Genomic DNA, 22,262 nt, shown 5'->3' on the forward strand with positions numbered 1-22,262 from the left:
GTGTCGCCGCTAGCCGTTTGCAAGAGGGAGGGCAACTGGACCCGCATTGGCGCTGCTTGTGCCGGCAGCCATGAGCGCTTTCAGACGCGCGGTCACTCGCTCGACCACCGGAGCCCATTGCCCGGGCTGCGGCTGCCTGAACAGTTCCACCGAGTCGTACCAGGCTTGCGTCTCCTCGTTGCCCCACGCCCAATGCGACACGTGATCGAGCATGGCGAACACCGGGCGCCCGAGCGCGCCGCCCAGATGCAGCGGCGCGCTGTCGATCGTGACGAGTGCATCCAGCGCAGCCATATGAGCGGCGACATCGTCGAAGCCTGACGGGTAGTCCGCTGTCATGTCGCACACTGAATAACCCCGCGCGGTCATGACAGCGATCTCGGCCATGCGTCCTGGCGTGAGCGAGTAGAACGCGACATCGGCAAGCGACAGCAACGGCTCAAGCGCAGCGGGCGCAATCGAACGCCTGTGGTCGCGGCGGTGCGTCGGACTGCCGGCCCACACGAGCCCGACGTGCAGCCTCGCCTGCGGCGCGTGCGCGCGCAGGCGCTTGCGCCAGGCGGCCACCTTGCCAGCATCCGCATGAAGATAGGCGTCGCCTCGCACCTGCTGCGGCTGCAGATCCAGCACGAGCGGCAAGCTCATGAGCGGCAAGCTGTAGTTCGGGGCGCCCAGGGGGCCCTCCTCGATCGATACGCAGTCGTCGTAGAAGCGCGCAAGCAGCGCTTGCAACGACTTTCGCACACAGAGCACCAGCCTGCCGCCCTGCTCGCGCACGCGCGCGGCGAGTTGCGGCACATAGCGCACCATGTGGATGTCGTCGCCATTGCCCAGTTCGCTGTGCACCACCAGCGTTTTGCCCGCGAGCGTCTCGCCATGCCAGCGCGGACACAAGCGCGCCATGACTGAAACGATGTTGTTCGGCTCGCGGTCCTCGCGTGAAAGACGTGCCTCGAAACGCTGCCAGCCGCTTGTCCAGGCGCCGCGCCGCAGTTCGAGATCGGCTAGATCGACCGCCGGCGTAACAGCGTTCGAATTCGCCATGAGCGCTTCATGCAGCATGGTCTCGCTTTCCTCATAGCGCGCCTGCTCGCCCAGATAGAAACCGATGGCGGCGAGCACGTCCGCATTGCCCGGCGACGCGGCGTCGACACCACGCATGGTCGCCTCGGCCGCGGCGGCGTCGTTGCATTGCCATTGCGCGTGACTGAGCTGCCAGGCCATTTCGGCGTCTGCGGGATTGCGTGCCAATGCTTCGCGGCAGACCTGTTCGACGGCGGACCAGTCGCGCGCCTCGCGCAACGCCAGCGCCAATTGCAGAGGCAATGCGGGATCGACGGCGGGATCGAGTGCATAGGCGTACGCGAGCGCCGAGCGCCGCTCATCGCGCACGCCTGGACCGCCGAGCGCGCCAAGCGAAATGGCGAGCCACCACGGCCCGCGCGCGTCGCGCGGCTCGCGCCGCTGATAGGCGCGCAACATGTGCGCCGCCGCCGAATGCGCGCCGCAGTGGTTGATCAGCCAGACGGTCCATTCGAGCGTCTCGGCAAGCGGCTGCGCGGCGACCGCCATTTCGCTGTAATGCCGCGCGACTTCGCCGCGGCCAAGCGCGTCTGCGAATAGCGCCACGCGTGCATGGCGCGCCCCATTGGGCCCCGCTTGCCCCTGCGATGCGCTCTGATACGCCTGCTCGAAGTGCCCCGCGCTTGCATGCAGGTCGGCGTGCAATTGAGGCGTCACACCTGCGGCCGCCAGTTCGGCGGCGCGCGATACGGCAGCCTCCCAACCCTCCTCACGCAAGATTGACCATAGCAGATGCACTGTCTCGAGACGGGTTGTCACATTGACCATAACGGCCGGGTCGGCCAGAGCGGAGTCGGACATAAACATTCGGAAGATGCCGCGGCACGCATGCGTGTGCCCGGATCACAAAGCACACCTTGATGCGCCCAGCTTGTACAGAAAATGACTTGCGGAACCTGTGCGGTTCTTCAAGCCTCCAGTTCAAAAGCGCGATTACCCAAGATAATGCCGCGCGCCGCATCTCATAAACCAATCTCAATTTATGGTCGTTGATAAGTTTTAGTTAGTTAACCATAATGAATTGCGCCCGGTTTCAAAAACGCCCGCGGCGTCAAGCAAATCAACAACTAGCAGCAGGGAGTCAGGTTGAATACTACTAACGTGAAGGAAACGTCCGACCGCATCGCGCATCTTGCGTCGGGCTTATTGCATCGTCAGGGCGCCACGCATATCGAGAAAGAGCTAGCCGGCTCGGCGCTCGCGCAACATCACACTTTGAAGCAAACCAGCGCCGCGATCGGCAGCCTCGCGGCGAAAGTGCTCGGCGATCACCACTCCAGTTTCGAGGCAAAAGAGTTGGCCGGCAGTGTGCTTGCACAAGTGCGGCACTTGCACGGGCTGACATTCGAGCGTTGAAGCAGGTGCTGCGAGAAATCCGTTCTTTGTCCGTCCCGCCGTAACACGCAGACGAAAGGCACAAGGCAAAAAAAATGCGCTGCCTAAGCAGCGCATTCCATTTGCTACATTGCGCGAGGGCCGGCTGCGTCCGCCGGCCCAGTCTGCGGACTGGGTCTGCCGGCCAGGTCCCCCAACACTACACAATCACGCTCAATTCGCGCGTGCGAGCAACAACGCGTTGGTACGCTTCACGAAGCTCGCCGGATCTTCCAGCGCGCCGCCTTCGGCCAGCAACGCCTGATCGAACAGCAGGTGACACCAGTCGTCGAAGTTGGCGCTGTCGGCGTGCAAGCCCTTCACCAGCGCGTGTTCCGGATTCACCTCGAGAATCGGATGGAACGACGGCGCCTGCTGACCCGCCGCCTTCAGCATGCGCTGCAGGTAGCCGCTCATCTCGCCGTCGTCGGCAACGAGACAGGAAGGCGAATCGGTCAGGCGGAACGTGAGGCGCACGTCCTTTGCCTTGTCCTTCAACGCTTCCTTCATCTTCTCGACGAGCGGCTTCAGTTCTTCGCTGACCTTTTCCTGCGCCTGCTTTTCCTCGTCGTTCAGCGCGCCGAGGTCGAGATCGCCGCGGGCCACGCTTTGCAACGGCTTGCCGTCGAATTCGTTCAGGAACGACAGCATCCACTCATCCACGCGATCGGTCAGCAGCAGCACTTCCACGCCCTTCTTGCGGAACACCTCGAGATGCGGGCTGTGCGTTGCGGCCTGCCAGGTGTCGGCGGTCACATAGTAGATTTTCGTCTGCTCGGGTTTCATGCGTGCGACGTAGTCGGCGAGCGACACCGTCTGCTCCGGCGTCTCGGTATGTGTGGACGCAAAGCGCACGAGTTTGGCAATCCGCTCGCGATTCGCAAAGTCTTCGCCAATGCCTTCCTTCAGCACCTGGCCGAACTCCTTCCAGAAGCCGGCGTACTTCTCGCGGTCGGCTTCGTTCTCCGAGTTGGCCAACTCTTCCAGCATGGACAGCGCGCGCTTGGTCACGCCCTCGCGGATCGCCTTGACATCGCGGCTTTCCTGCAGGATTTCGCGGGACACGTTAAGCGGCAGATCGCTCGAATCGACCACGCCCTTCACGAAGCGCAGATACGACGGCAGCAGCTGCTCGGCGTCGTCCATGATGAACACGCGCTTCACGTAGAGCTTCAGCCCGCCGCGATGATCGCGGTTCCACAGGTCGAACGGCGCGTGACTCGGCACGTACAGCAACTGCGTGTACTCGCTGCGGCCTTCCACGCGGTTGTGCGTCCACGTGAGCGGGTCCTGGTGGTCGTGCGACAGGTGCTGATAGAACTGCTTGTACTGCTCTTCGGTAATGTCGTTCTTCGCGCGGGTCCACAGCGCGCTAGCCTGGTTGACGGTTTCGTCCTCGTCTTTCGTGACCATCGCGCTCTTTTCGGCGTCCCATTCTTCCTTTTTCATCAGGATGGGCAGCGCGACGTGATCCGAATACCGCTGAATGATCGACTTCAGGCGATGCGACGACAGCAGTTCGTCCTCGTCCGCACGCAGATGCAGCGTGATGGTCGTGCCGCGCGCGGCGCGCTCGATCGTCTCGACCGCGAAGTCGCCCTCGCCGGAGCTGACCCAGCGCACGCCTTCGGACGCCGGCAAACCGGCGCGGCGCGTCTCGACCGTGATCTTGTCCGCGACAATGAAGCCCGAATAGAAGCCCACGCCGAACTGGCCGATCAGCGCGGCGTCTTTCTGCTGGTCGCCCGACAGCTTGCCGAAGAATTCCTTGGTGCCCGAGCGCGCGATCGTGCCAAGGTTCGCGATGGCCTCGTCGCGGCTCATGCCGATGCCGTTGTCGTCGATCGTGACCGTGCGCGCGTCCTTGTCGTACGACACGCGGATACGCAGATTCGGGTCGTTCTCATACAACCCGCTGTTTTCAATGGCTTCGAAGCGCAGCTTGTCGGCCGCGTCGGACGCATTGGAAATCAGCTCGCGCAAAAAGATTTCCTTGTTGCTGTACAGCGAATGGATCATCAGGTGCAGAAGCTGTTTGACTTCTGCCTGAAAGCTCATGGTTTCTTGTGCCATGGTCGGACTTCCTCTCTGTTGCGAATCGGGTTGTGCGAATCGGATTGTGCGAATGTGGCTGCGGCGCCGTGTGAGGCGCCGCGGCCAATGGCACGCGGCGTCGCGTGCATCGGCCCCAAACCGCAGATTGTCGGCCTAAATAAGGGCGACCCCACAAAGTTTCAAGAGGCGCGGCGCGCAACGCCGTCGAGGTAACGACACAAAAACGTCGCCAGTTCCGGATCGCCGCAATTGGCCACATTAAAGCGCATCCACGTGGTGGGCGATTGCTGCGGCGAAAAAAGGCTGCCGGGCGTCAGCAGGAAGCCGGCCTCATGACCGGCCGCGGCGAGCCCGTCGGCGTCGACTCCGGTGTCGGCCCACACGAACATGCCCGCAGTCGGCGTCAAAAAGAGCTTGAGGCCCGTCTTTTCCAGCATCCGCATGGATTTTTCGCGCACCCCGTCGAGCCGCGCGCGCAGCCGCTCGACATGGCGCCGATAGTGGCCTTCGGTGAGGATCTTGTACAGCACGCGCTCGTTGAGTTCCGGGCTCGTCATGCCGACCAGCATCTTCTGGTCGCTGACCGCTTTGGCCACCTCCGGCGCGCACGCGATAAACCCGACCCGCAAATTCGGCGCGAGCGTCTTCGAAAAACTGCCCAGGTAGATCACGCGCTTTAACTGGTCGAGGCTCGCGAGCCGCGTGCCCGCATAGCCTGGCGGACACAGATCGCCGTAAATGTCGTCTTCCACGACGATGAAGTCGTAGGCCTCCGCGAGCCGCAGAATCCGGAATGCCTGCGCCGCCGTGAGCGAGGTGCCGGTCGGGTTCTGCAGCACGGAGTTGATCACCAGCATCTTCGGCCGCCAGGTTTGCACGAGCGACTCGAGCGCGTCCAGGTCGGGGCCCTCGGGCGTGTACGGCATGCCGACGAGCCGCGCGCCCTGCGACGCGAACCGCCCGAACATCTGGAACCACGCCGGATCGCCGACGATCACCGAATCGCCCGGCTTGACGTAAATGCGCGAGATCAGGTCGATGGCCTGCGTGATGCCCGATACCATCACGATCTGATCGGGCGAGGCGCCGATCTCCAGCTCCTCAAGACGAGTCTGCAATTGCTGGCGCAGTGGCAGAAAACCGAGTGGCGTGCCGATGCCGAGCATCTGCGCGCCGCTTTGCCGCCCAAGCGTGCGCAGCGCGTTGGTGATCAGCTCGCCGTCGAGCCAGCGTGCCGGCAGATAGCCGAGCCCCGGACTGCGCTCCGGCCGCGCGCCGGTGTGCAGCATGTTGCGCAGCAGCCAGACCACGTCGATGGTGGCCGGCGCCGACGCCTGCGCGGCAGGGCGAATTTCCGCGACTGCGGCGCCCGCCGCGCCCGCCAGTCGCTCGCGCACGAAGAAACCCGAGCCGCGCCGCGACTCCAGGTAACCCTGGGCGACGAGCCGCTCGTATGCCTCGACCACGGTGAAACGCGACACGCCTTTGTCCAACGCGAGCTTGCGGATGGACGGCATGCGCATGCCGGGGCGGAACACGCGCTCCTCGATCCGGCGGCGCGCCCACTGCACGAGCTGCTCGACCAGCGTCAGCGACGCCGTGTCGTGCGGGGCGGGAATCTGCGTAAGCGGGACGGACATGACGGGCTCCAACTGTACCGAACGGTATCGAGTCGATTGTACCGTTACTGTGCCGGTCGCCGCCGCTACATTTGATACAGATCATGGCGCCGCGCGCAAGGGCCATCAGCCTGACGGGGATTCTGCGTTACCGCAAAACCACGGCCAGCTCCAGTCGGGACCGGCATCCGAAGCGGCAAATACCGCGGGGCGCCAGGCCGAGTGCGAAGCATGCAGCGTTATATTCCCCAGCTCGACCTGCACAGCGGCCCGTCCGCCGCTAAAGCCCGCGCGCGAACGGTTATGCTTACGACCCCGGCGCCCACCGCAAGCGGCACGCGGCGCGGGCCCGGCCTACCGTAGCAACCTGTTTCCCCGATTCGCAATGACCGCACATCCGCTTCGTCTCGATCATCTGGTCGTTTCCGCCCGCACCCTCGACGAGGGCGCGCAGTACGTCGCCGACATGCTCGGCGCGGAGCCGGCCGGCGGCGGCGCGCATCCGTCGATGCGCACGCACAACCGGCTGCTGAACCTGTGGGGCGGCGCCTACCTGGAAGTGATCGCCATCGATCCGCACGCCGACGCTACCCACGACGCGTCCCAAGGCGCCGCGCCCCGCCCGCGTCTTTTCGCGCTCGACGACGCGGCCACCCGCGCGCGCCTCGAAAACGGCCCGTATCTGTCGCACTGGGTGGTCCGGGTCGACCGGCCGAAGCATTTGCCGACGTGGCAAGCGCAATATCCGCAGCGCATCCCGCCGATCGTGCCGCTCACGCGCGGCGACTTCGCGTGGGGCTTATCGGTGCCGGACGACGGCGCCTTCCCGGCCTGGCAGGGTGTCGGCGACGGCGTGCTGCCGTCCCTGATTCAGTGGGACACGGCGCGGCATCCGTCGACGCTATTGCCGGACAGCGGCATCGCGCTCAAGGCGTTGAAAGGCCTGCATCCGCAAGCCAGCACGGTCGCGGCGCAGTTGCAGTGGCTAGGAGCCGCGCATCTGATCGAATTGCAAACGACGAACGGCCCGGCTGCGCTCGTCGCCGAGTTCGAAACGCCGGGCGGTCTACGGACCCTTAAATAAGCAGCGCGCGCGGGTCGCCGACTCGCGCGATAATCGAAGTTTTGACCGGTTCCAGAGACACCAGCAGAGGAGACCATGGACCAAAGCGACTTGAACGCCCCCACGTGGCAATTGTCCGAACGCGCACGCAAGCTTACCAGCTCGGCGATCCGCGAGATTCTGAAGGTCACGGAACGGCCCGAAGTCATTTCGTTCGCGGGCGGCCTGCCCTCGCCGGCCACCTTCCCTGCTGAGCGCATGCGCGAAGCGTCCGACCGCATTCTGCGCGACACGCCCGCCGCCGCGCTCCAGTACAGCGCGACCGAAGGCTATGCGCCGCTGCGCGAGTGGGTTGCGCAACGCTATTCGGTAAACGGCGCGCAGATCCGCGCAACGCAGGTGCTGATTACGACCGGCTCGCAGCAGGCGCTCGATCTGCTCGGCAAAGTGCTGGTGTGTCCGCAAAGCCCCGTGCTGGTCGAGACCCCAACTTACCTCGGCGCGCTGCAATCGTTCTCGATGTACGAACCGCGCTACGTCCAGGTGCCGACCGACGACAACGGGCTGATCCCGGCAGGACTCACGCCTGAACTCACCGCCGGCGCGCGCCTGTTGTACGCACAACCGAATTTCCAGAACCCGACCGGGCGCCGTCTGCCGGTCGAGCGCCGCCGCGCGCTCGCCGAGTTCGCGAAAACCGCGCCTTTCCCGGTGATCGAAGACGACCCTTACGGCGCGCTCGATTACGCCGGCGAACCGCTGCCCACCATGCTTTCGATGGCGCCCGATCACATCGTCCATCTGGGTTCGTTCTCGAAGGTGCTGGCGCCGGGCCTGCGGGTCGGCTACATCATCGCGCCCGAAGAACTGATCTTCAAACTCGTGCAGGCCAAGCAGGCCACCGATCTGCATACGCCGAGCTTTACGCAGCGCATCGTCCATGAAGTGGTGAAGGACGGCTTTCTGGACACGCACGTGCCGACCATTCGCGAGCTGTATCGCGACCAGTGCGCGGCGATGCTGGCCGCGCTCGAGCGCTACATGCCCGAAGGCGTGAAATGGAATCGCCCGGAAGGCGGCATGTTCATCTGGGTGAACCTGCCCGCGCAGATCGACAGCACGAAGCTGCTGGAAGAAGCCGTCGCGCAGAATGTCGCGTTCGTGCCGGGCGGTCCGTTCTTCGCGAACGAGGCGCAGCACAACACGCTGCGGCTGTCGTTCGTCACGGTGCCGCCCGCAAAGATCGACGAAGGCGTGGCGCGTCTCGCCGCGCTGATCCGCGCGAAGGTCTAAACCCAACCGCCCGCTCGCACAACACGCTTCTCCGTTTTTCACTACCGACCGAGGACAACATGGCTCAAACGAATGTTTACGACAAGCTCAAGGAACTGGGCATCGAATTGCCGACCGCCGGCGCGCCGGCTGCCGCTTATGTGATGAGCGCGCAAAGCGGCAACACCGTGTACCTGTCCGGCCACATCGCGAAGAAAGACGGCAAGGTGTGGGCAGGCAAGCTCGGCGCCGACCTCGGCACCGAAGACGGCAAGGCTGCGGCACGCTCCATCGCCGTTGATCTGCTGGCCACGCTGCACGCTCACGTGGGCGACCTGAATCGCGTCAAGCGCATCGTCAAGCTGATGAGCCTCGTCAACTCCACGCTCGATTTCACCGAGCAGCATCTGGTCACGAACGGCGCGTCGGAACTTATCGCCGACGTGTTCGGCGAGCGCGGCAAGCATGCGCGCTCGGCATTCGGCGTCGCGCAGATTCCGCTCGGCGCATGCGTCGAGATCGAGATGATCGCGGAAGTGGAGTAACGCAGCCTCACGCATTGTCAGGCCGGGCCACCAGGTTTCGCCATAGCCGGGCCGGCTCGGCCGGGCGCTGAACAGAACGCGTCGCGGGGTGCAAGTACCCGCGGCGCGTTTTCCATTTGTGGCGAGGTAGATCGTTCGGGCGGCAGCGGATAGAATCCGCGAACCATACCAACCGCAGGAATCGCCGGACCACGCCCGATGCCCGCCAACACAGTTCGTTTCAAACAGGTGGACGTATTCACGTCTGTACCGTTCAAAGGCAATCCGGTCGCCGTCGTGTTCGACGCCGACGCGCTCAGCGCCGATCAGATGCAGGCAATCGCGCACTGGACGAATCTGTCCGAAACGACCTTCCTGTCGCAGCCCACGGAGCCGGCCGCCGACTATCGCGTGCGCATATTAACGACGCACGGCGAATTACCGTTCGCGGGACATCCGACGCTCGGCACCGCGCATGCGCTCCTCGAAAGCGGCTATCGGCCGAAGCAGCCGGGCAGGCTCGTGCAGCAATGCGGCGTGGGGCTCGTCGAATTGCAGGCCTTGGGCGAAAGCGCAAGCGGCGCCGAGGGAGCGTGGGCCTTTGCCGCGCCGCCCGCGCGGATCGCGCCGCTGCCAGAACTACAATACCCGGCACTTTCTACGGCTTTACGTAGCAACGCGATAGACTTCAGGGCCGCGCCGTGTGCCGTCGACAATGGCGCGCCGTGGCTCGTGGTGCGGATGAATTCGGCGCGCGATTGTCTCGCGCTCGAACCGGACCCGGCGCTGCTCGCGCAAATCGTGCAGTCGGTCGGCGCGCACGGCGTCGCGGCGTATGGTCCGCACGATGCGGGCGGCCCCGCCACCTTCGAGGTGCGCTGCCTGATGATGGGCGGCGCGTTCGGCGTCGGCGAAGACCCTGTTACCGGCAGTGCGAATGCCGCGCTCGCGGGTCTGCTGAGCGCGCAGAATCTGCGGCCCGGCGCCAGCTATACCGCGCGCCAGGGCACTGCGCTCGGACGCGCGGGCCAGGTCCTCGTGCGTTATGACGACGCCAACGGCAAGACGTGGATTGGCGGGTCATCGGTGACGGTGGTCGACGGTACGTTCCGGATGCCATGACCGGCCCGTCGTTTGCTTCCGTCCCGCTAACTTTGCAGCAGCAACGGTAACGCTGCCGCAACCCGGCGACGATAAGCCGGTGACGATAACCCGGACGCGGTTTACTTCTTTTAGTCACGCTTGAACTACGCTTGACCAGGTTTGCCATAAAAGCCGCGGGCCGCATTTGCGCGATGCGGCTTGCATAACGAAACGCCTGAAAAGGTCATGTGCGCAAGGCGCCATGCCGGAACGCCGAACCCGATGGACTATTCGAACATAATGACCGCCAGCGTACGATCCCGCGCATGCCCTGATCTGCCGCCCGACCGGCGGCCGGGCACGCCTCGGAACGAAGTCCGGAAAAACGCGGAAAACAGCCCGGAAAACGGGCAGCAAAACAGCTTCCTTACGGTCTCGGACTGCGCCCGCGTATACCCGATGCCCGGACCCTTCCTTAATCCAGTCGCATTAAGTAATATCGAAACGTACCTGACAAAGTGCGAACGATCAGCGCCAAGCCACGCCCCTTCTTGCGCAGCAGTTGCGGCAACTCCATGCAGCCACCCATGAAAACAGCGCAGTCGACCCTCGCGTCTTCGCAACCGGCCGGCAACTGGGTACGGGCCGCCTGATGAGCAAAACCCGCTTCTCCGACCAGCGCGAATCCCAAAGCCGTCGCGATCCCGCAGCATCGCGGCGCCGCGCGTTGCTCGCCATTCCCGCGCTCGGCGTACTCGTGCTGATTCTCCTTTGGACGGTCATCTTCGCGCGTCTTTCGGTCGAAAAAGAAGCCACGTACCGCGAAGCCATGGCGTCTGCCGCGATTCTCTCGGCTGCGCTCGAACAGCATACGATCAAGGCGATTCACCAGGTCGATCAGATTACGCGCTTCGTCAAATACGAGTTCGAGAAAACGCCGGGACGTTTCGATCTGACCAACACCGTCGAAAAGGGCGTCGTGCAAAGCGAGACGCTCGTGCAGGTCTCGTTGATCGATGAGCACGGCAAGCTGATTGCCAACACGGCCGAGCTCAATCCCAAGCGCATCGATCTGTCGGACCGCGAGCACTTCAAGGTCCACGAGCACGAAAACGACGACCAGTTGTATATCAGCAAGCCTGTACTCGGCCGCGTGTCGGGTCACTGGACCCTGCAGATGACGCGCCGTCTCAATCATCCGGACGGCACGTTCGCGGGCGTCGTGGTGGTGTCCGAAGACCCGAGCTATTTCACGAGCGACTTCTACAACAACGCGGCAATCGGCCGCGAAGGCGTGATCGCGGTGATTTCAGACAACGGCACGGTGCTCGCGCGGCGCACCGGCAGCGTCGTGAATGCGACCGGCACGTTTTCGGCAAGCGGTTCGTATCCGACTTCGGAGCATGTGTCGGGCACCTATGTCGATTCGATCGACAACGTCACGCGCATCGTCTCCTACCGGCATATCGACGGCTATCCGCTCGGCGTGCTCGTGGGTCTCTCTCAAGCCGAGGAGTTCGCCGACTACAACCACACGCGCAACGTCTATCTGCTGATGGCGGGTTTCATCTCGCTCGCCATGCTGAGCTTCTTCGCCGTGGCAACGGGTTTGATCGGCAAGCTGCTAGGCCGCGAGCGAGAAATGACGCATCTCGTCGAATACGATCTGCTGACCGGCTTGCGCAATCGCTACGCCACCTTGCGCACGCTGCGGCAAGAGGTGGCGCAGCCGGCCAACCTCGGCCACCTCGCGATCCTGTTCATCGACCTCGATAACTTCAAGACCGTCAACGACACGCTCGGTCACAACGCCGGCGACATCGTGCTGCAAATGACGGCCTCGCGCCTCGCCACCGCGGTCGCGGACGGTGGCACGTTGAGCCGCATAGGCGGCGATGAGTTCGTCGTCGTGATCAAGGGCGACGAGGTCGAGAAACGCGCCGTGGCGCTTGCCGAAGCGGCGGCCGAAGCGTTCTCGAAACCGTTCGAAGTGCGCGGCAGTTCGTTCGTGCTGCATGCGAGCATCGGGATCGCGCTTTACTCGGTCGCCAACGAGAGCGAGATCGACCTGCTGAAAAAAGCCGACCTCGCGATGTACAGCGCAAAAGACGCGGGCAAGAACTGCTATCAGTTTTATTCGCCGCAACTGTCGCATCGCGCGGATCATCTGATGAAGTGGGAGCAGCAGTTGCGGGTCGCGCTCGCCGAAGGACAACTCTTTCTCGCCTATCAGCCGAAGATCGATCTGACGCGCCGCTGCATTACCGGTTTCGAGGCGCTGGTGCGCTGGAATCATCCGCAGCACGGTCTGATTCCGGCCAACGAATTCATTCCCGTTGCGGAGTCGACGGGCCTGATCGTGCCGATCGGCGACTTCGTGATCGAAACCGCCTGCCGCCAGTTGGCGATATGGCAGCAGCAAGGCTACGACACGTTGTCGCTGGCGGTGAACATTTCGGCCGTGCAATTCTGGCGCGGCGATCTGTACGAAACGGTCTCGCACGCGATCGAGGAAAGCGGCATTTCCGCGCGCCGCCTGGAACTCGAAATCACCGAAACGGCGATGATGGAGTATCCGGAACTCGTCTCCGAAAAGATCTTTGCGCTCAAGCGCCTCGGCGTGCGAATCGCACTCGACGACTTCGGCACCGGTTATTCGTCGCTCTCGTATCTGAACCGGTTCTCGGTGGACACGCTCAAGGTCGACCGGTCGTTCGTCCAGGCCATTCCGGGCGATCGCAGCGTGTGCGTGATGGTCACCGCGATCGTCAATCTGGCGCGCTCGCTCGGGCTCACGGTGGTGGTCGAAGGGACTGAGACCGAAGAGCAGATTGCGTGGCTCGCCGCACTCGGCCATATCGAGGCGCAAGGCTTTCTGTTTTCGCGCCCCGTTCCCGTCGAGGCGATTCCTGCGCTGCTCGAACGTTTCGGCGTCTGCGGCATGAACGGCCGGCGCCCCATTCAGGAAGCGAACAGCACGAGCGCCAGCACGAACGGTTAGGCAGTGCGTGCCCGATATGCCGGACACCCTGGCTGAGGGCTTCGCGCAACGCGGCGGCTTGACAGGTCCGTCGATACCGCGGCCGCGCAAAACCGGCTACATTCTCGCTGTATCGCGTTCTCGCGCGACGCCGTCGGACCGGCCGGCCGCGCGCAACATCAAAGGATCCACAGGACGGGCGCCCGCACACCGGGCGCCCGCGGCGCCATGCAGACGATAACAAGCCACGATGCGACAAGACGAGGGGAGCGGGAACCGCTATGGACGCTGTTCAAGGTCGTGTTCGGCCTGTCCGCATTGTCATGGGGCGGCCTTGCGCTGATGGCGCAGCTCGAAAATCATTATGTCGAGCGCGAGGCGCGGCTCTCGCGCGTCGCGTTCTCCGATCTGATTGCGCTCGCGTGGATGGTGCCGGGACCGGTGGGCTGCAACGTCGCCGTGCAACTCGGACACGCGCTGCGCGGACGCGCCGGCGCATGGGTCGCGGGCGTCGCGAGCGTGCTGCCCTTCTTCATGCTGATGACGCTCTTCGCGATCTTCTACCGCACGCCTCTTGTGCGCGCCGCCGCGTCGCAAACCTTGCTCAATCATTTCAGCGTCGTACTGGCGACGCTGATCGGCATCACCTGGTATAAGCAGACGCGCGCGCTGGTTCGCGGCAAGCTCGAATGGGCCGCGGCGGTGGTCGGTTGCTTTGCGCTTTTCTTCGCGCACAGCCCCGCCGCTTATGTGCTGATGCTAAGCGCGGCGTTCGGCGCCGGCTGGGCGGTCAGCCCGGTGCGCAACGCGCGCTTCGTGGTGTCGTTTGCGCGCGGCGACTGGCAGATACTCGGCATGCTGTGCGTGTTCGTGCTGCTGTTCGCTCTGCCGCTGCCGCATCGCTACGATCTCGCCCTGCTATGGCCGCGCCTCGCGGGTGCCGGCATGACGCTGTTCGGCGGCGGCTTTTCCGCGCTGCCGGTGCTCAAGACCTTGTTCGTCACGCCGACCATAGGGATTTCGGACAACGACTTCACGCTGGCTTTTTCGCTATCGCCGATCTCGCCCGGACCGCTTCTGAATGTAGTGCCGTTCTTCGGCTATCTCGTCGACGGATGGGCGGGCGCGCTTTTGGCCACGCTCGCCCTGTTCGTTCCGTCGGGATGCCTCGTCGTACTGGCGCAGCGGCATCTGCATCAGTTGAAGATGAATCCGCGATTCGAGCATGGCATGCGCATTCTGCGCGCGGTCACGACCGCCTTCCTCGCGGTGGCCGTGCTGCGTATCGCCGGACGTGTGCCGCTGCAACCGGTCTATCTGATCACCGCCTTGTTCTCGGCGATGTGCTTCGCCAAGCTCAAGCTGCCGGTGTATGCGGTGTACGGCACCGTGGCCGCGGCATGCGGGTTGTGGCTGGCGTATGGCGCCTGGGGCTAGACTCGGCTAGCGGCGACGCTTTTGGAAATAGCGCGCCGGCTGGCAGCGCTTTCGTAAATGGCTTGCTGGCCGGCCGCGGCCTGGTAAATCACGCGCCAGCCGACGACGACGCAATCAATCGCACGCGCCCTCAGAATCCGCGGGAAAGCACTGCGACGCCGACGGTCACCACGCCCAGCACGATGTTGACCAGCACGAGACGCCGGATCGTGCCGACGGCCTGTGCGCCGTCAGGCCACTTCTGCGCCTGCACCGCGCGGCGAATGCGCGGAAAGACGGCAAAGCGGATATGCCCGAAGATCAGCATCATCACAATGCCGATGCCAGCCATTGCATGCAGCGGCCACGTGGCGTGACCGCCGCCGAATTGCATCAGCAGGAAGCCGCCCGTCACCAGAATGACGAGCACCGAAGCGGCCACCCAGTTGAAGAAGCGGCCGAACACCGATTCCCACAACGGCAGGCGCAATTGCGGCGAAAGATCGGCCATTGCCGGGCGCAAGCAGAAATGCGCGAAGACCATCCCGCCCACCCACACCGCGACCGCGAGCAGATGTAGAAAGAGCGCGAGTTCGATAGCCTTGTTCATGGTGTATTCCTCTCCGACGATGCCGCGCCGCTTGTGCGAAACGCTATGAGCAGCGGCTATTGAGCGCGTTCGACCGCACGTGCTGCGTGCAGTTCCGAAACGCCCATGGCTACCGTCGTTTTTCTTGTTGTTATTGCAGCGCGCCCGATGTTTCGACGATGTACCGACACCTGGCACTTCGACTCGACACCGCAACGCCGCCCCGGATCTGCCGCGCGATGCATTGCGCTTGATGCTGTGCTAGTTGCTGCGTTTGTTAGCTGGGTTTGTTAGCTGTGCTTGCCGCGGCGCGTATTGTTCCGCTCACTGCCGCACTCACTCACCGGCCGCGCTTATTGCTTTCACCTACTGCACGCGGCCAGCGTCTCGCATGCTAGCAGACGCCGGCCGTTTCCAGCATGAATCTTCGTCAGCCGGCCAGCACGGGACGCATACCTTCGAGCTTGAGCTTGCTCTCAGGCGCGCGGCCCTTGCGGGCCCGCTTGCCGACATGCGCGGTGAGCGCGGCGCCGCTCAACTTTTCTTCGTCGAGACGTCCGCCGCGACGCGCGCCGATCAGCATGACGCCCGCGGCATTGATGGCGAGCGCCTGCACCAACGTTTCCTTCTCGTCGAGCGCCATGAGCGTGACGCCGCGTCCGCCGCCCGAGAGCGTCTTCATTTCGTCGATGCCGAACACCAGCAGGCGCCCGGCCGACGACAGACACGCGACCTGCGTCGCGTCCGGCAACATCGGCATCGGCGCGAGCGGCGCGGCGCCGGCGTCAATGGTCATGAACGACTTGCCTGCCTTCACGCGGCTCACCATGTCGCCGACCTTGGCGATGAAGCCAAAGCCGTTGCTCGACGCGAGCAACAAGGCCTGATCCGCCGAAGCCGCGTAGTAATGCATCAGATGGCTGCCCGATTCGAGCTCGATCAGCGACGTGACCGGCACGCCGTCGCCGCGGCCGCCCGGCAGCGACGCCACCGCGACCGAATAGACGCGCCCGTTGCTGCCCCACGCGACGAGCGTGTCCGGCGTGCGGCACTGGAACGCCGCGTACAGACCGTCGCCGGCCTTGAACGTGAAGCCGGCCGTATCCAGACCGTGACCCTTCAGCGCGCGCACCCAACCCTTTTGCGAAACCACGACCGTGACCGGCTCGTCGATCACGCGCGCTTCGTACGTCGCGCGCTTTTCCTGCTGGATCAGCGTGCGGCGCTCGTCGCCGTATTGCTTCGCGTCGGCTTCGATTTCCTTGATGAGCAGGCGCTTCATCGCCGATTCGCTGCCGAGCAGTTCCTCGAGCCTGGCCTTCTCGTCGCGCAGTTCCGCGAGTTCCTTCTCGATCTTGATCTTTTCGAGCCGTGCCAACTGACGCAGCCGGATTTCAAGGATGTCGTCGGCCTGACGATCCGAGAGCCCGAACGCGGCCATCAGCGCGACCTTAGGCTCGTCGGATTCGCGAATGATGCGGATGACTTCGTCGATATTCAGATAGACGATCATCCGCCCTTCGAGGATGTGAATCCGGTCGTCCACCTTCGTCAAACGATGCCGCGTGCGACGCGTGACCGTCGCGAAGCGGAATGCGATCCACTCGTGCAGGATTTCGCTCAAGCCCTTCTGACGCGGCCGGCCGTCGCCGCCCACCATCACCAGATTCAGCGACGCATTCGATTCGAGGCTCGTATGCGCGAGCAGCGTGTTGACGAACTCCGTCTGATCGATGCGGCTCGACTTCGGCTCGAACACGAGGCGCACCGGCGCGTCCTTGCCGGACTCGTCGCGCACCGCGTCGAGCAGGCCGAGCATGGTCTGCTTCGCCTGCAGTTGCTCGGGCGTAAGCGCCTTCTTGCCGAGCTTGATCTTCGGATTGGTCTGCTCCTCGATTTCCTCTAGCACCTTCTGCGCGGCCGTGTTCGGCGGCAATTCGGTGATGACCAGTTGCCACTGGCCGCGCGCGAGGTCCTCGATCTTCCAGCGGGCGCGCACCTTCAGGCTGCCGCGGCCCGTTTCGTAGGCCGCCGAGATTTCCGTCTCGCTCGAAATGATCTGGCCGCCGCCGGGGAAGTCAGGCCCGGGCATGTGCTGCATCAACTCCGCGTGCGCGATCTTCGGATTGCGGATCATGGCGACCGTGGCGGCCGCGACTTCGCGCAAATTGTGCGACGGAATCTCGGTGGCGAGACCCACGGCGATGCCCGAGGCGCCGTTGAGCAGCAGGAACGGCAAGCGCGCGGGAAGTTGCCGCGGCTCCTGTTCGACGCCGTCGTAGTTGGGCATGAAGTCGACCGTGCCCTGATCGATCTCGTCGAGCAGCAGCTTCGAGATCGGCGTCAAGCGTGCTTCGGTGTAGCGCATCGCCGCGGCGCCGTCGCCGTCGCGCGAACCGAAGTTGCCCTGCCCGTCGATCAGCGGATAGCGCATCGCAAAGTCTTGCGCGAGACGCACCAGCGCGTCGTACGCCGACTGATCGCCGTGCGGATGATACTTACCGATGACGTCGCCCACCACGCGCGCCGACTTGACCGGCTTCGCGTTGTCGCTCAGGCCGAGCTCGTTCATCGCGTACAGAATGCGCCGCTGCACCGGCTTTTGCCCGTCGCAGACGTCGGGCAGCGCGCGCCCCTTCACCACGCTCACTGCGTACTGAAGATAGGCGCCTTCCGCGTAATTGCCGAGCGTGAGGAAGTCGCCTTCGGGCGGCGGCGGCTCGGTGAAAAGGTCGAGAGTGTTATCGTCGTCCATCTAGAATCCGTATCGTGTTTGGCGTGAAGTTTCGTGCGGGAGCGCTTGTGCCGCTCAAATGTCCGCTTCGACCTCGTTACCCTTTTCTTCCAGCCAGCTGCGCCGCGAGGCCGCTTCGCCCTTGCCCATCAGCATGGTCATGCGCGCGACCGTGGTGTCGTAGTCGAGCTCGCCGAGCGCCACCGGCGTAAGACGCCGCGTGTCCGGGTTCATCGTGGTGTCCCACAGTTGCTCGGCGCTCATTTCGCCGAGGCCCTTGAAACGGCTGATCGACCATTGCGTGTCGCGCACGCCGTCCTTGCGCAGCTTGTCGAGAATCGCTTCGAGTTCGCCTTCGTCGAGCGCGTACAGCTTCTGCGCCGGCTTCTTGCCGCGCGCGGGGGCGTCGACGCGAAAGAGCGGCGGACGCGCGACGCACACATGGCCACGCTCGATCAATTGCGGGAAATGCTTGAAGAACAGCGTGAGCAGCAACACCTGGATGTGCGAACCGTCGACGTCCGCGTCCGACAGAATGCAGATCTTGCCGTAGCGCAGATTCGACAGATCGACCTTGTCGTCCGGGCTATGCGGATCTACGCCGATAGCCACCGAAATATCGTGCACCTCGTTATTGGCAAAGAGTCGATCGCGCTCGGTTTCCCACGTGTTCAGCACCTTGCCGCGCAGCGGCAGGATCGCCTGATATTCCTTGTCGCGGCCCATTTTCGCGGAGCCGCCCGCCGAATCGCCTTCCACGAGGAACAATTCGTTGCGGCCGATTTCCGTCGATTCGCAATCGGTCAGCTTGCCCGGCAGCACAGCCACGCCCGAGCTCTTGCGCTTCTCGACCTTCTGGCCGGCACGCGTGCGCGCCTGCGCCTGCTTGATGACGAGATCCGCGAGTTTCTTGCCGTGCTCGACATGCTGGTTGAGCCACAATTCGAGCGCGGGCCGCGCGAACGACGCCACGAGCTTTACCGCGTCGCGGCTGTTCAGACGCTCCTTGATCTGCCCTTGAAATTGCGGGTCGAGAACCTTGGCGGACAGCACGAACGAGACTCGCGCGAACACGTCTTCAGCGAGGAGCTTCACGCCCTTCGGCTGCAGATTGTGCAACTCGACGAAGCTCTTGACCGCCTGATACAAGCCTTCGCGCAAACCCGATTCGTGCGTGCCGCCCGCGGGCGTCGGGATCAGATTGACGTACGACTCGCGCGTAAGCGGCCCTTCCTCGCTCCACGCGACGACCCACGCGGCGCCCTCGCCTTCGGCAAACGTCTCTTCGCTCGCCCGCGAGTTTTCGGCATAACGCTCGCCTTCGAAAAGCGGAATCAGCAGGTCGCTGCCGTTCATGCCTTCGAGCAGATAGCCGCGCAGGCCGTCTTCGTATTTCCAGCTTTGCTGTTCGCCGGTCTTTTCATTGACGAGCGTGACTTCGACGCCCGGCAGCAGCACCGCTTTCGAGCGCAGCAGACGTTGCAGTTCGCCGAGCGGCAGGTTCGGCGAATCGAAGTATTTGGGGTTCGCCCATGCGGTCACGCGCGTGCCCGATTTCTTTTCGCCCTTGGCGGCTGCGCGCACTTCGAGCGGCTTCGCGACGTCGCCGTTGGCAAAGCTCAGCGCGGCGACCTTGCCGTCGCGCCACACGGTGACGTCGAGGCGCGTGGACAGCGCGTTGGTGACCGACACACCCACACCATGCAGGCCGCCGGAAAACGTATACGCGCCGCCAGCGGCCTTGTCGAACTTGCCGCCCGCGTGCAGGCGCGTGAATACGATTTCGACGACCGGCACGCCTTCTTCGGGATGCAGGCCGAAGGGGATGCCGCGGCCGTCGTCTTCGACCGACACTGAATGATCCGCATGCAGCGTGACCGTGATTTGCCGGCCATAGCCGCCAAGGGCTTCGTCCGACGCGTTGTCGATAACTTCCTGAATGATGTGCAGCGGATTCTCGGTGCGGGTGTACATGCCGGGCCGTTGCTTGACCGGCTCGAGACCCTTCAACACCTTGATCGACGCTTCGCTGTACGCGGCGTTTGGCTTTTTCGTAGACATGGTTGACTCGGGTGCGTCGGTTCATCGTTGTCCACAGGTCCTGTTCATAAGTCCGTGGACAATGCGTTGAGTTTTTAAAAAAAGCGAAACGAAACAACGTGGTTAGGTGGGGTGCCCGCACTGCGGGCATGCTGTTTTGTTGCAGGGCTACCGCACGTTTGCCGCGCGATTGCCGCGCTGGCCTTCGTGCGCGCTGTCGGATCCGGCGCTGCATCGCATCGCTACCGCCCGTGTAGCCGGGCAGCGTCGCCGCAGGTGAAAACGCCGGGGAAGCCCGGTTCGCGGGGTATTTTACTGATTTCGAACCTGGCGGCAATTCACAGCGCACGCGACTGGCCGTCCGGACAAGCCGCCGCCAACGCGCCAGCGAATGTGCCGACGGCCCGGCACGTCAGCGCATGGCGCGTCATTTGCGGCGGTTTTCGAGTTCGTCCCAGCGTTCGAGCGCGACCAGCAGTTCTTCGTCGATCGCGGCGTAGCGTTCGGAAAGACGCGCGCCTTCCTGCGGGTCCTTCGCGAAAATCGAGCCGTCTTCGAGTTGCGCGCCGATGGATTTCTGCTCGGCCTCGAGCGCGGCAATTTTCTCCGGCAGCGCCTCGAGTTCGCGCTGCTCCTTGAAGGACAGCTTGGCCGCGCGCGGCGCGTTGCGGCCTGCTGAACTGTCCTTGCCAGGCGCGTCTTTGCTGGCGTCTTTCGATGCGTCTTTCCCCGCCTCTTTCGCCGCGTTGCTGTTCGCCTCTTTCTGCGCGTCAAGCGCGAGTTGCTGCGAGCGCTCGCTCTGCACCTGCCAGTCAGTAAAGCCGCCCACGTACTCGCGCCACTTGCCGCCGCCTTCCGACGCGATCACAGAGGTGGCCACGTTATCCAGAAACGCGCGGTCGTGGCTCACGAGAAGCACCGTGCCGTCGTAGTCGGTGAGCAGTTCCTCGAGCAGTTCGAGCGTAGGAATGTCGAGGTCGTTGGTCGGTTCGTCGAGCACCAGCACGTTGGCGGGCCGCGCGAAAAGGCGCGCGAGCAGCAGACGGTTGCGCTCGCCGCCCGACAGCGACTTGACCGGCGAACGTGCGCGCTCCGGCGCGAACAGAAAATCGCCGAGATAGCTCATGACATGCTTTCTCTGGCCGTTCACCTCGACCCACTCGCTGCCCGGGCTGATGGTGTCGGCGAGACTTTTTTCCAGGTCCAGTTGCGCGCGCATCTGGTCGAAATACGCGACCTGCAGGTTGGTGCCGACGCGCACCGTGCCCTCGTCCGGCTTCAGTTCGCCGAGGATGATTTTCAGCAGCGTGGTCTTGCCCGCGCCATTCGGGCCGACAAAGCCGATCTTGTCGCCGCGCATGACCGTGGCGGTGAAGCGGTCGATCACCGTGCGCGTGCCGTAGCGCTTGGTCACGTCCGTCAGTTCCGCGACGATCTTGCCGGACTTCTCGCCCTGGCCGACGTCGAGCTTGACGTTGCCCTGCACATTGCGGCGTTCGGCGCGCTGCTTGCGCATTTCGACGAGCCGCGCGATCCGCCCGACGCTGCGCGTGCGGCGCGCCTCGACGCCCTTGCGAATCCACACTTCTTCCTGTGCGAGCAGCTTGTCGGCCTTGTCGTTTTCGACGCGCTCTATTTCGAGTTGCTGCGCCTTGCGCGTCTGATAAGCCGAAAAGTTGCCCGGGTAAGACAGCAGACGCCCGCGATCCAGCTCGACGATGCGCGTTGCGACACGGTCGAGAAACGCGCGGTCGTGGGTGATGAACAAGAGCGCCGCGCGCTGCGACACGAGCAGATCTTCAAGCCAGCGAATGCCGTCGAAATCGAGGTGGTTGGTCGGCTCGTCGAGCAGCAGCACGTCTGGCTGAACGACAAGCGCACGCGCGAGCGCGACGCGTTTTTGCATGCCGCCCGACAGCGAACCCACGCGCGCCTCGCCATTCAGGCCGATCTGTTGCAGCGTGGTGGCGACGCGCGTGCTCCAGTTCCACGCGTCCGCTGCGTCCAGCGACGATTGCAGCGTGTTCATGCGCGCCATCAGCGCGTCGTGCTGCGCGCCTTCTGGTTCGTCCGCGAGCTGGTTGGCGACCGCGTCGTATTCGTCGAGCAGCGCGCGGGCGTGCGTGAGGCCCGCTGCGACGGCGTCGAACACAGTGTCGTCCGGGTCGAACTCGGGCTCCTGGGGCACGTACACCGTGGTCAGATTCTGCTGGCGCGTGATGAGGCCGTCATCGGGCTTCGTCAGATCGGCGACGATTTTCAGCAGCGACGACTTGCCCGCGCCGTTGCGGCCGATCAGCCCGACCCGCTCGCCCGCTTCAAGAGAGAAGTCCGCGTGATCGAGCAACGCGACGTGACCGAACGCCAGTTGGGCTCCGGTAATGGTGTAAAGCGACATGGAGAATTGGAGAAGACAGCGAGGACTCGGAA

14 protein-coding genes are annotated in these 22,262 nt (G+C 64.0%); 7 read left to right on the forward strand and 7 right to left on the reverse strand.

Features of this window, described 5'->3' with window-relative positions; all coding sequences use genetic code 11:
- Positions 1 to 9 precede the first annotated feature (9 nt).
- On the reverse strand, positions 10 to 1,884 hold the full coding sequence (locus tag A3AC_RS0111170; RefSeq protein ID WP_025598912.1) for a hypothetical protein: 1,875 nt from the start codon (positions 1,882 to 1,884) through the stop codon (positions 10 to 12).
- Positions 1,885 to 2,169: 285 nt separating this feature from the next.
- Between A3AC_RS0111170 and A3AC_RS0111175 the strand changes: the two genes are divergently transcribed.
- Positions 2,170 to 2,439 carry a hypothetical protein gene (locus tag A3AC_RS0111175; protein ID WP_025598913.1) on the forward strand — a complete coding sequence of 90 codons (270 nt, stop codon included), beginning with the start codon at positions 2,170 to 2,172 and terminating at the stop codon, positions 2,437 to 2,439.
- A 192-nt stretch (positions 2,440 to 2,631) separates the two neighbouring features.
- Here the strand turns inward: A3AC_RS0111175 and htpG are convergent, their stop codons facing one another.
- Both htpG and A3AC_RS0111185 read right to left on the reverse strand, forming a co-directional pair.
- Positions 2,632 to 4,530, reverse strand: coding sequence for a molecular chaperone HtpG (htpG, locus tag A3AC_RS0111180; protein ID WP_025598914.1), 1,899 nt, complete (start codon positions 4,528 to 4,530; stop codon positions 2,632 to 2,634).
- Between the two features lie 161 nt (positions 4,531 to 4,691).
- Positions 4,692 to 6,152 carry an aminotransferase-like domain-containing protein gene (locus A3AC_RS0111185; RefSeq protein ID WP_025598915.1) on the reverse strand — a complete coding sequence of 487 codons (1,461 nt, stop codon included), beginning with the start codon at positions 6,150 to 6,152 and terminating at the stop codon, positions 4,692 to 4,694.
- A gap of 364 nt (positions 6,153 to 6,516) precedes the next feature.
- Here A3AC_RS0111185 and A3AC_RS0111190 point away from each other — a divergent pair, with 364 nt between their 5' ends.
- From A3AC_RS0111190 to A3AC_RS0111215, 6 genes are all read left to right on the forward strand, one after another.
- Positions 6,517 to 7,215, forward strand: a complete 699-nt coding sequence (locus A3AC_RS0111190; RefSeq protein WP_025598916.1) for a VOC family protein — start codon at positions 6,517 to 6,519, stop codon at positions 7,213 to 7,215.
- Positions 7,216 to 7,290: 75 nt separating this feature from the next.
- On the forward strand, positions 7,291 to 8,487 hold the full coding sequence (locus A3AC_RS0111195) for an aminotransferase-like domain-containing protein (protein ID WP_025598917.1): 1,197 nt from the start codon (positions 7,291 to 7,293) through the stop codon (positions 8,485 to 8,487).
- Between the two features lie 59 nt (positions 8,488 to 8,546).
- Positions 8,547 to 9,011, forward strand: a complete 465-nt coding sequence (locus A3AC_RS0111200; RefSeq protein ID WP_025598918.1) for a RidA family protein — start codon at positions 8,547 to 8,549, stop codon at positions 9,009 to 9,011.
- A 198-nt stretch (positions 9,012 to 9,209) separates the two neighbouring features.
- Entirely contained in the window at positions 9,210 to 10,112 is a 903-nt protein-coding gene (locus A3AC_RS0111205; RefSeq protein WP_025598920.1) for a PhzF family phenazine biosynthesis protein, read from the forward strand.
- A 613-nt stretch (positions 10,113 to 10,725) separates the two neighbouring features.
- Entirely contained in the window at positions 10,726 to 13,074 is a 2,349-nt protein-coding gene (locus A3AC_RS0111210; RefSeq protein WP_025598921.1) for a bifunctional diguanylate cyclase/phosphodiesterase, read from the forward strand.
- 207 nt (positions 13,075 to 13,281) lie between these two features.
- The gene (locus A3AC_RS0111215) at positions 13,282 to 14,490 is read left to right on the forward strand and encodes a chromate transporter (RefSeq protein ID WP_025598923.1); all 1,209 of its coding nucleotides are present in this window, start codon (positions 13,282 to 13,284) and stop codon (positions 14,488 to 14,490) included.
- Positions 14,491 to 14,620: 130 nt separating this feature from the next.
- On the opposite strand, the gene A3AC_RS0111220 is transcribed toward A3AC_RS0111215, so the two are convergent.
- The 4 genes from A3AC_RS0111220 to A3AC_RS0111235 form a co-directional block, all read right to left on the reverse strand.
- Positions 14,621 to 15,079 carry a CopD family protein gene (locus A3AC_RS0111220; protein WP_025598924.1) on the reverse strand — a complete coding sequence of 153 codons (459 nt, stop codon included), beginning with the start codon at positions 15,077 to 15,079 and terminating at the stop codon, positions 14,621 to 14,623.
- 409 nt (positions 15,080 to 15,488) lie between these two features.
- Positions 15,489 to 17,813, reverse strand: a complete 2,325-nt coding sequence (parC, locus tag A3AC_RS0111225; protein WP_025598925.1) for a DNA topoisomerase IV subunit A — start codon at positions 17,811 to 17,813, stop codon at positions 15,489 to 15,491.
- A gap of 54 nt (positions 17,814 to 17,867) precedes the next feature.
- Positions 17,868 to 19,853, reverse strand: a complete 1,986-nt coding sequence (locus tag A3AC_RS0111230; RefSeq protein WP_025598927.1) for a DNA topoisomerase IV subunit B — start codon at positions 19,851 to 19,853, stop codon at positions 17,868 to 17,870.
- Between the two features lie 406 nt (positions 19,854 to 20,259).
- Entirely contained in the window at positions 20,260 to 22,230 is a 1,971-nt protein-coding gene (locus tag A3AC_RS0111235; protein WP_025598928.1) for an ATP-binding cassette domain-containing protein, read from the reverse strand.
- Positions 22,231 to 22,262: the final 32 nt, after the last annotated feature.

This window comes from Burkholderia sp. WSM2230 (assembly GCF_000472445.1).
GTDB lineage: Bacteria > Pseudomonadota > Gammaproteobacteria > Burkholderiales > Burkholderiaceae > Paraburkholderia.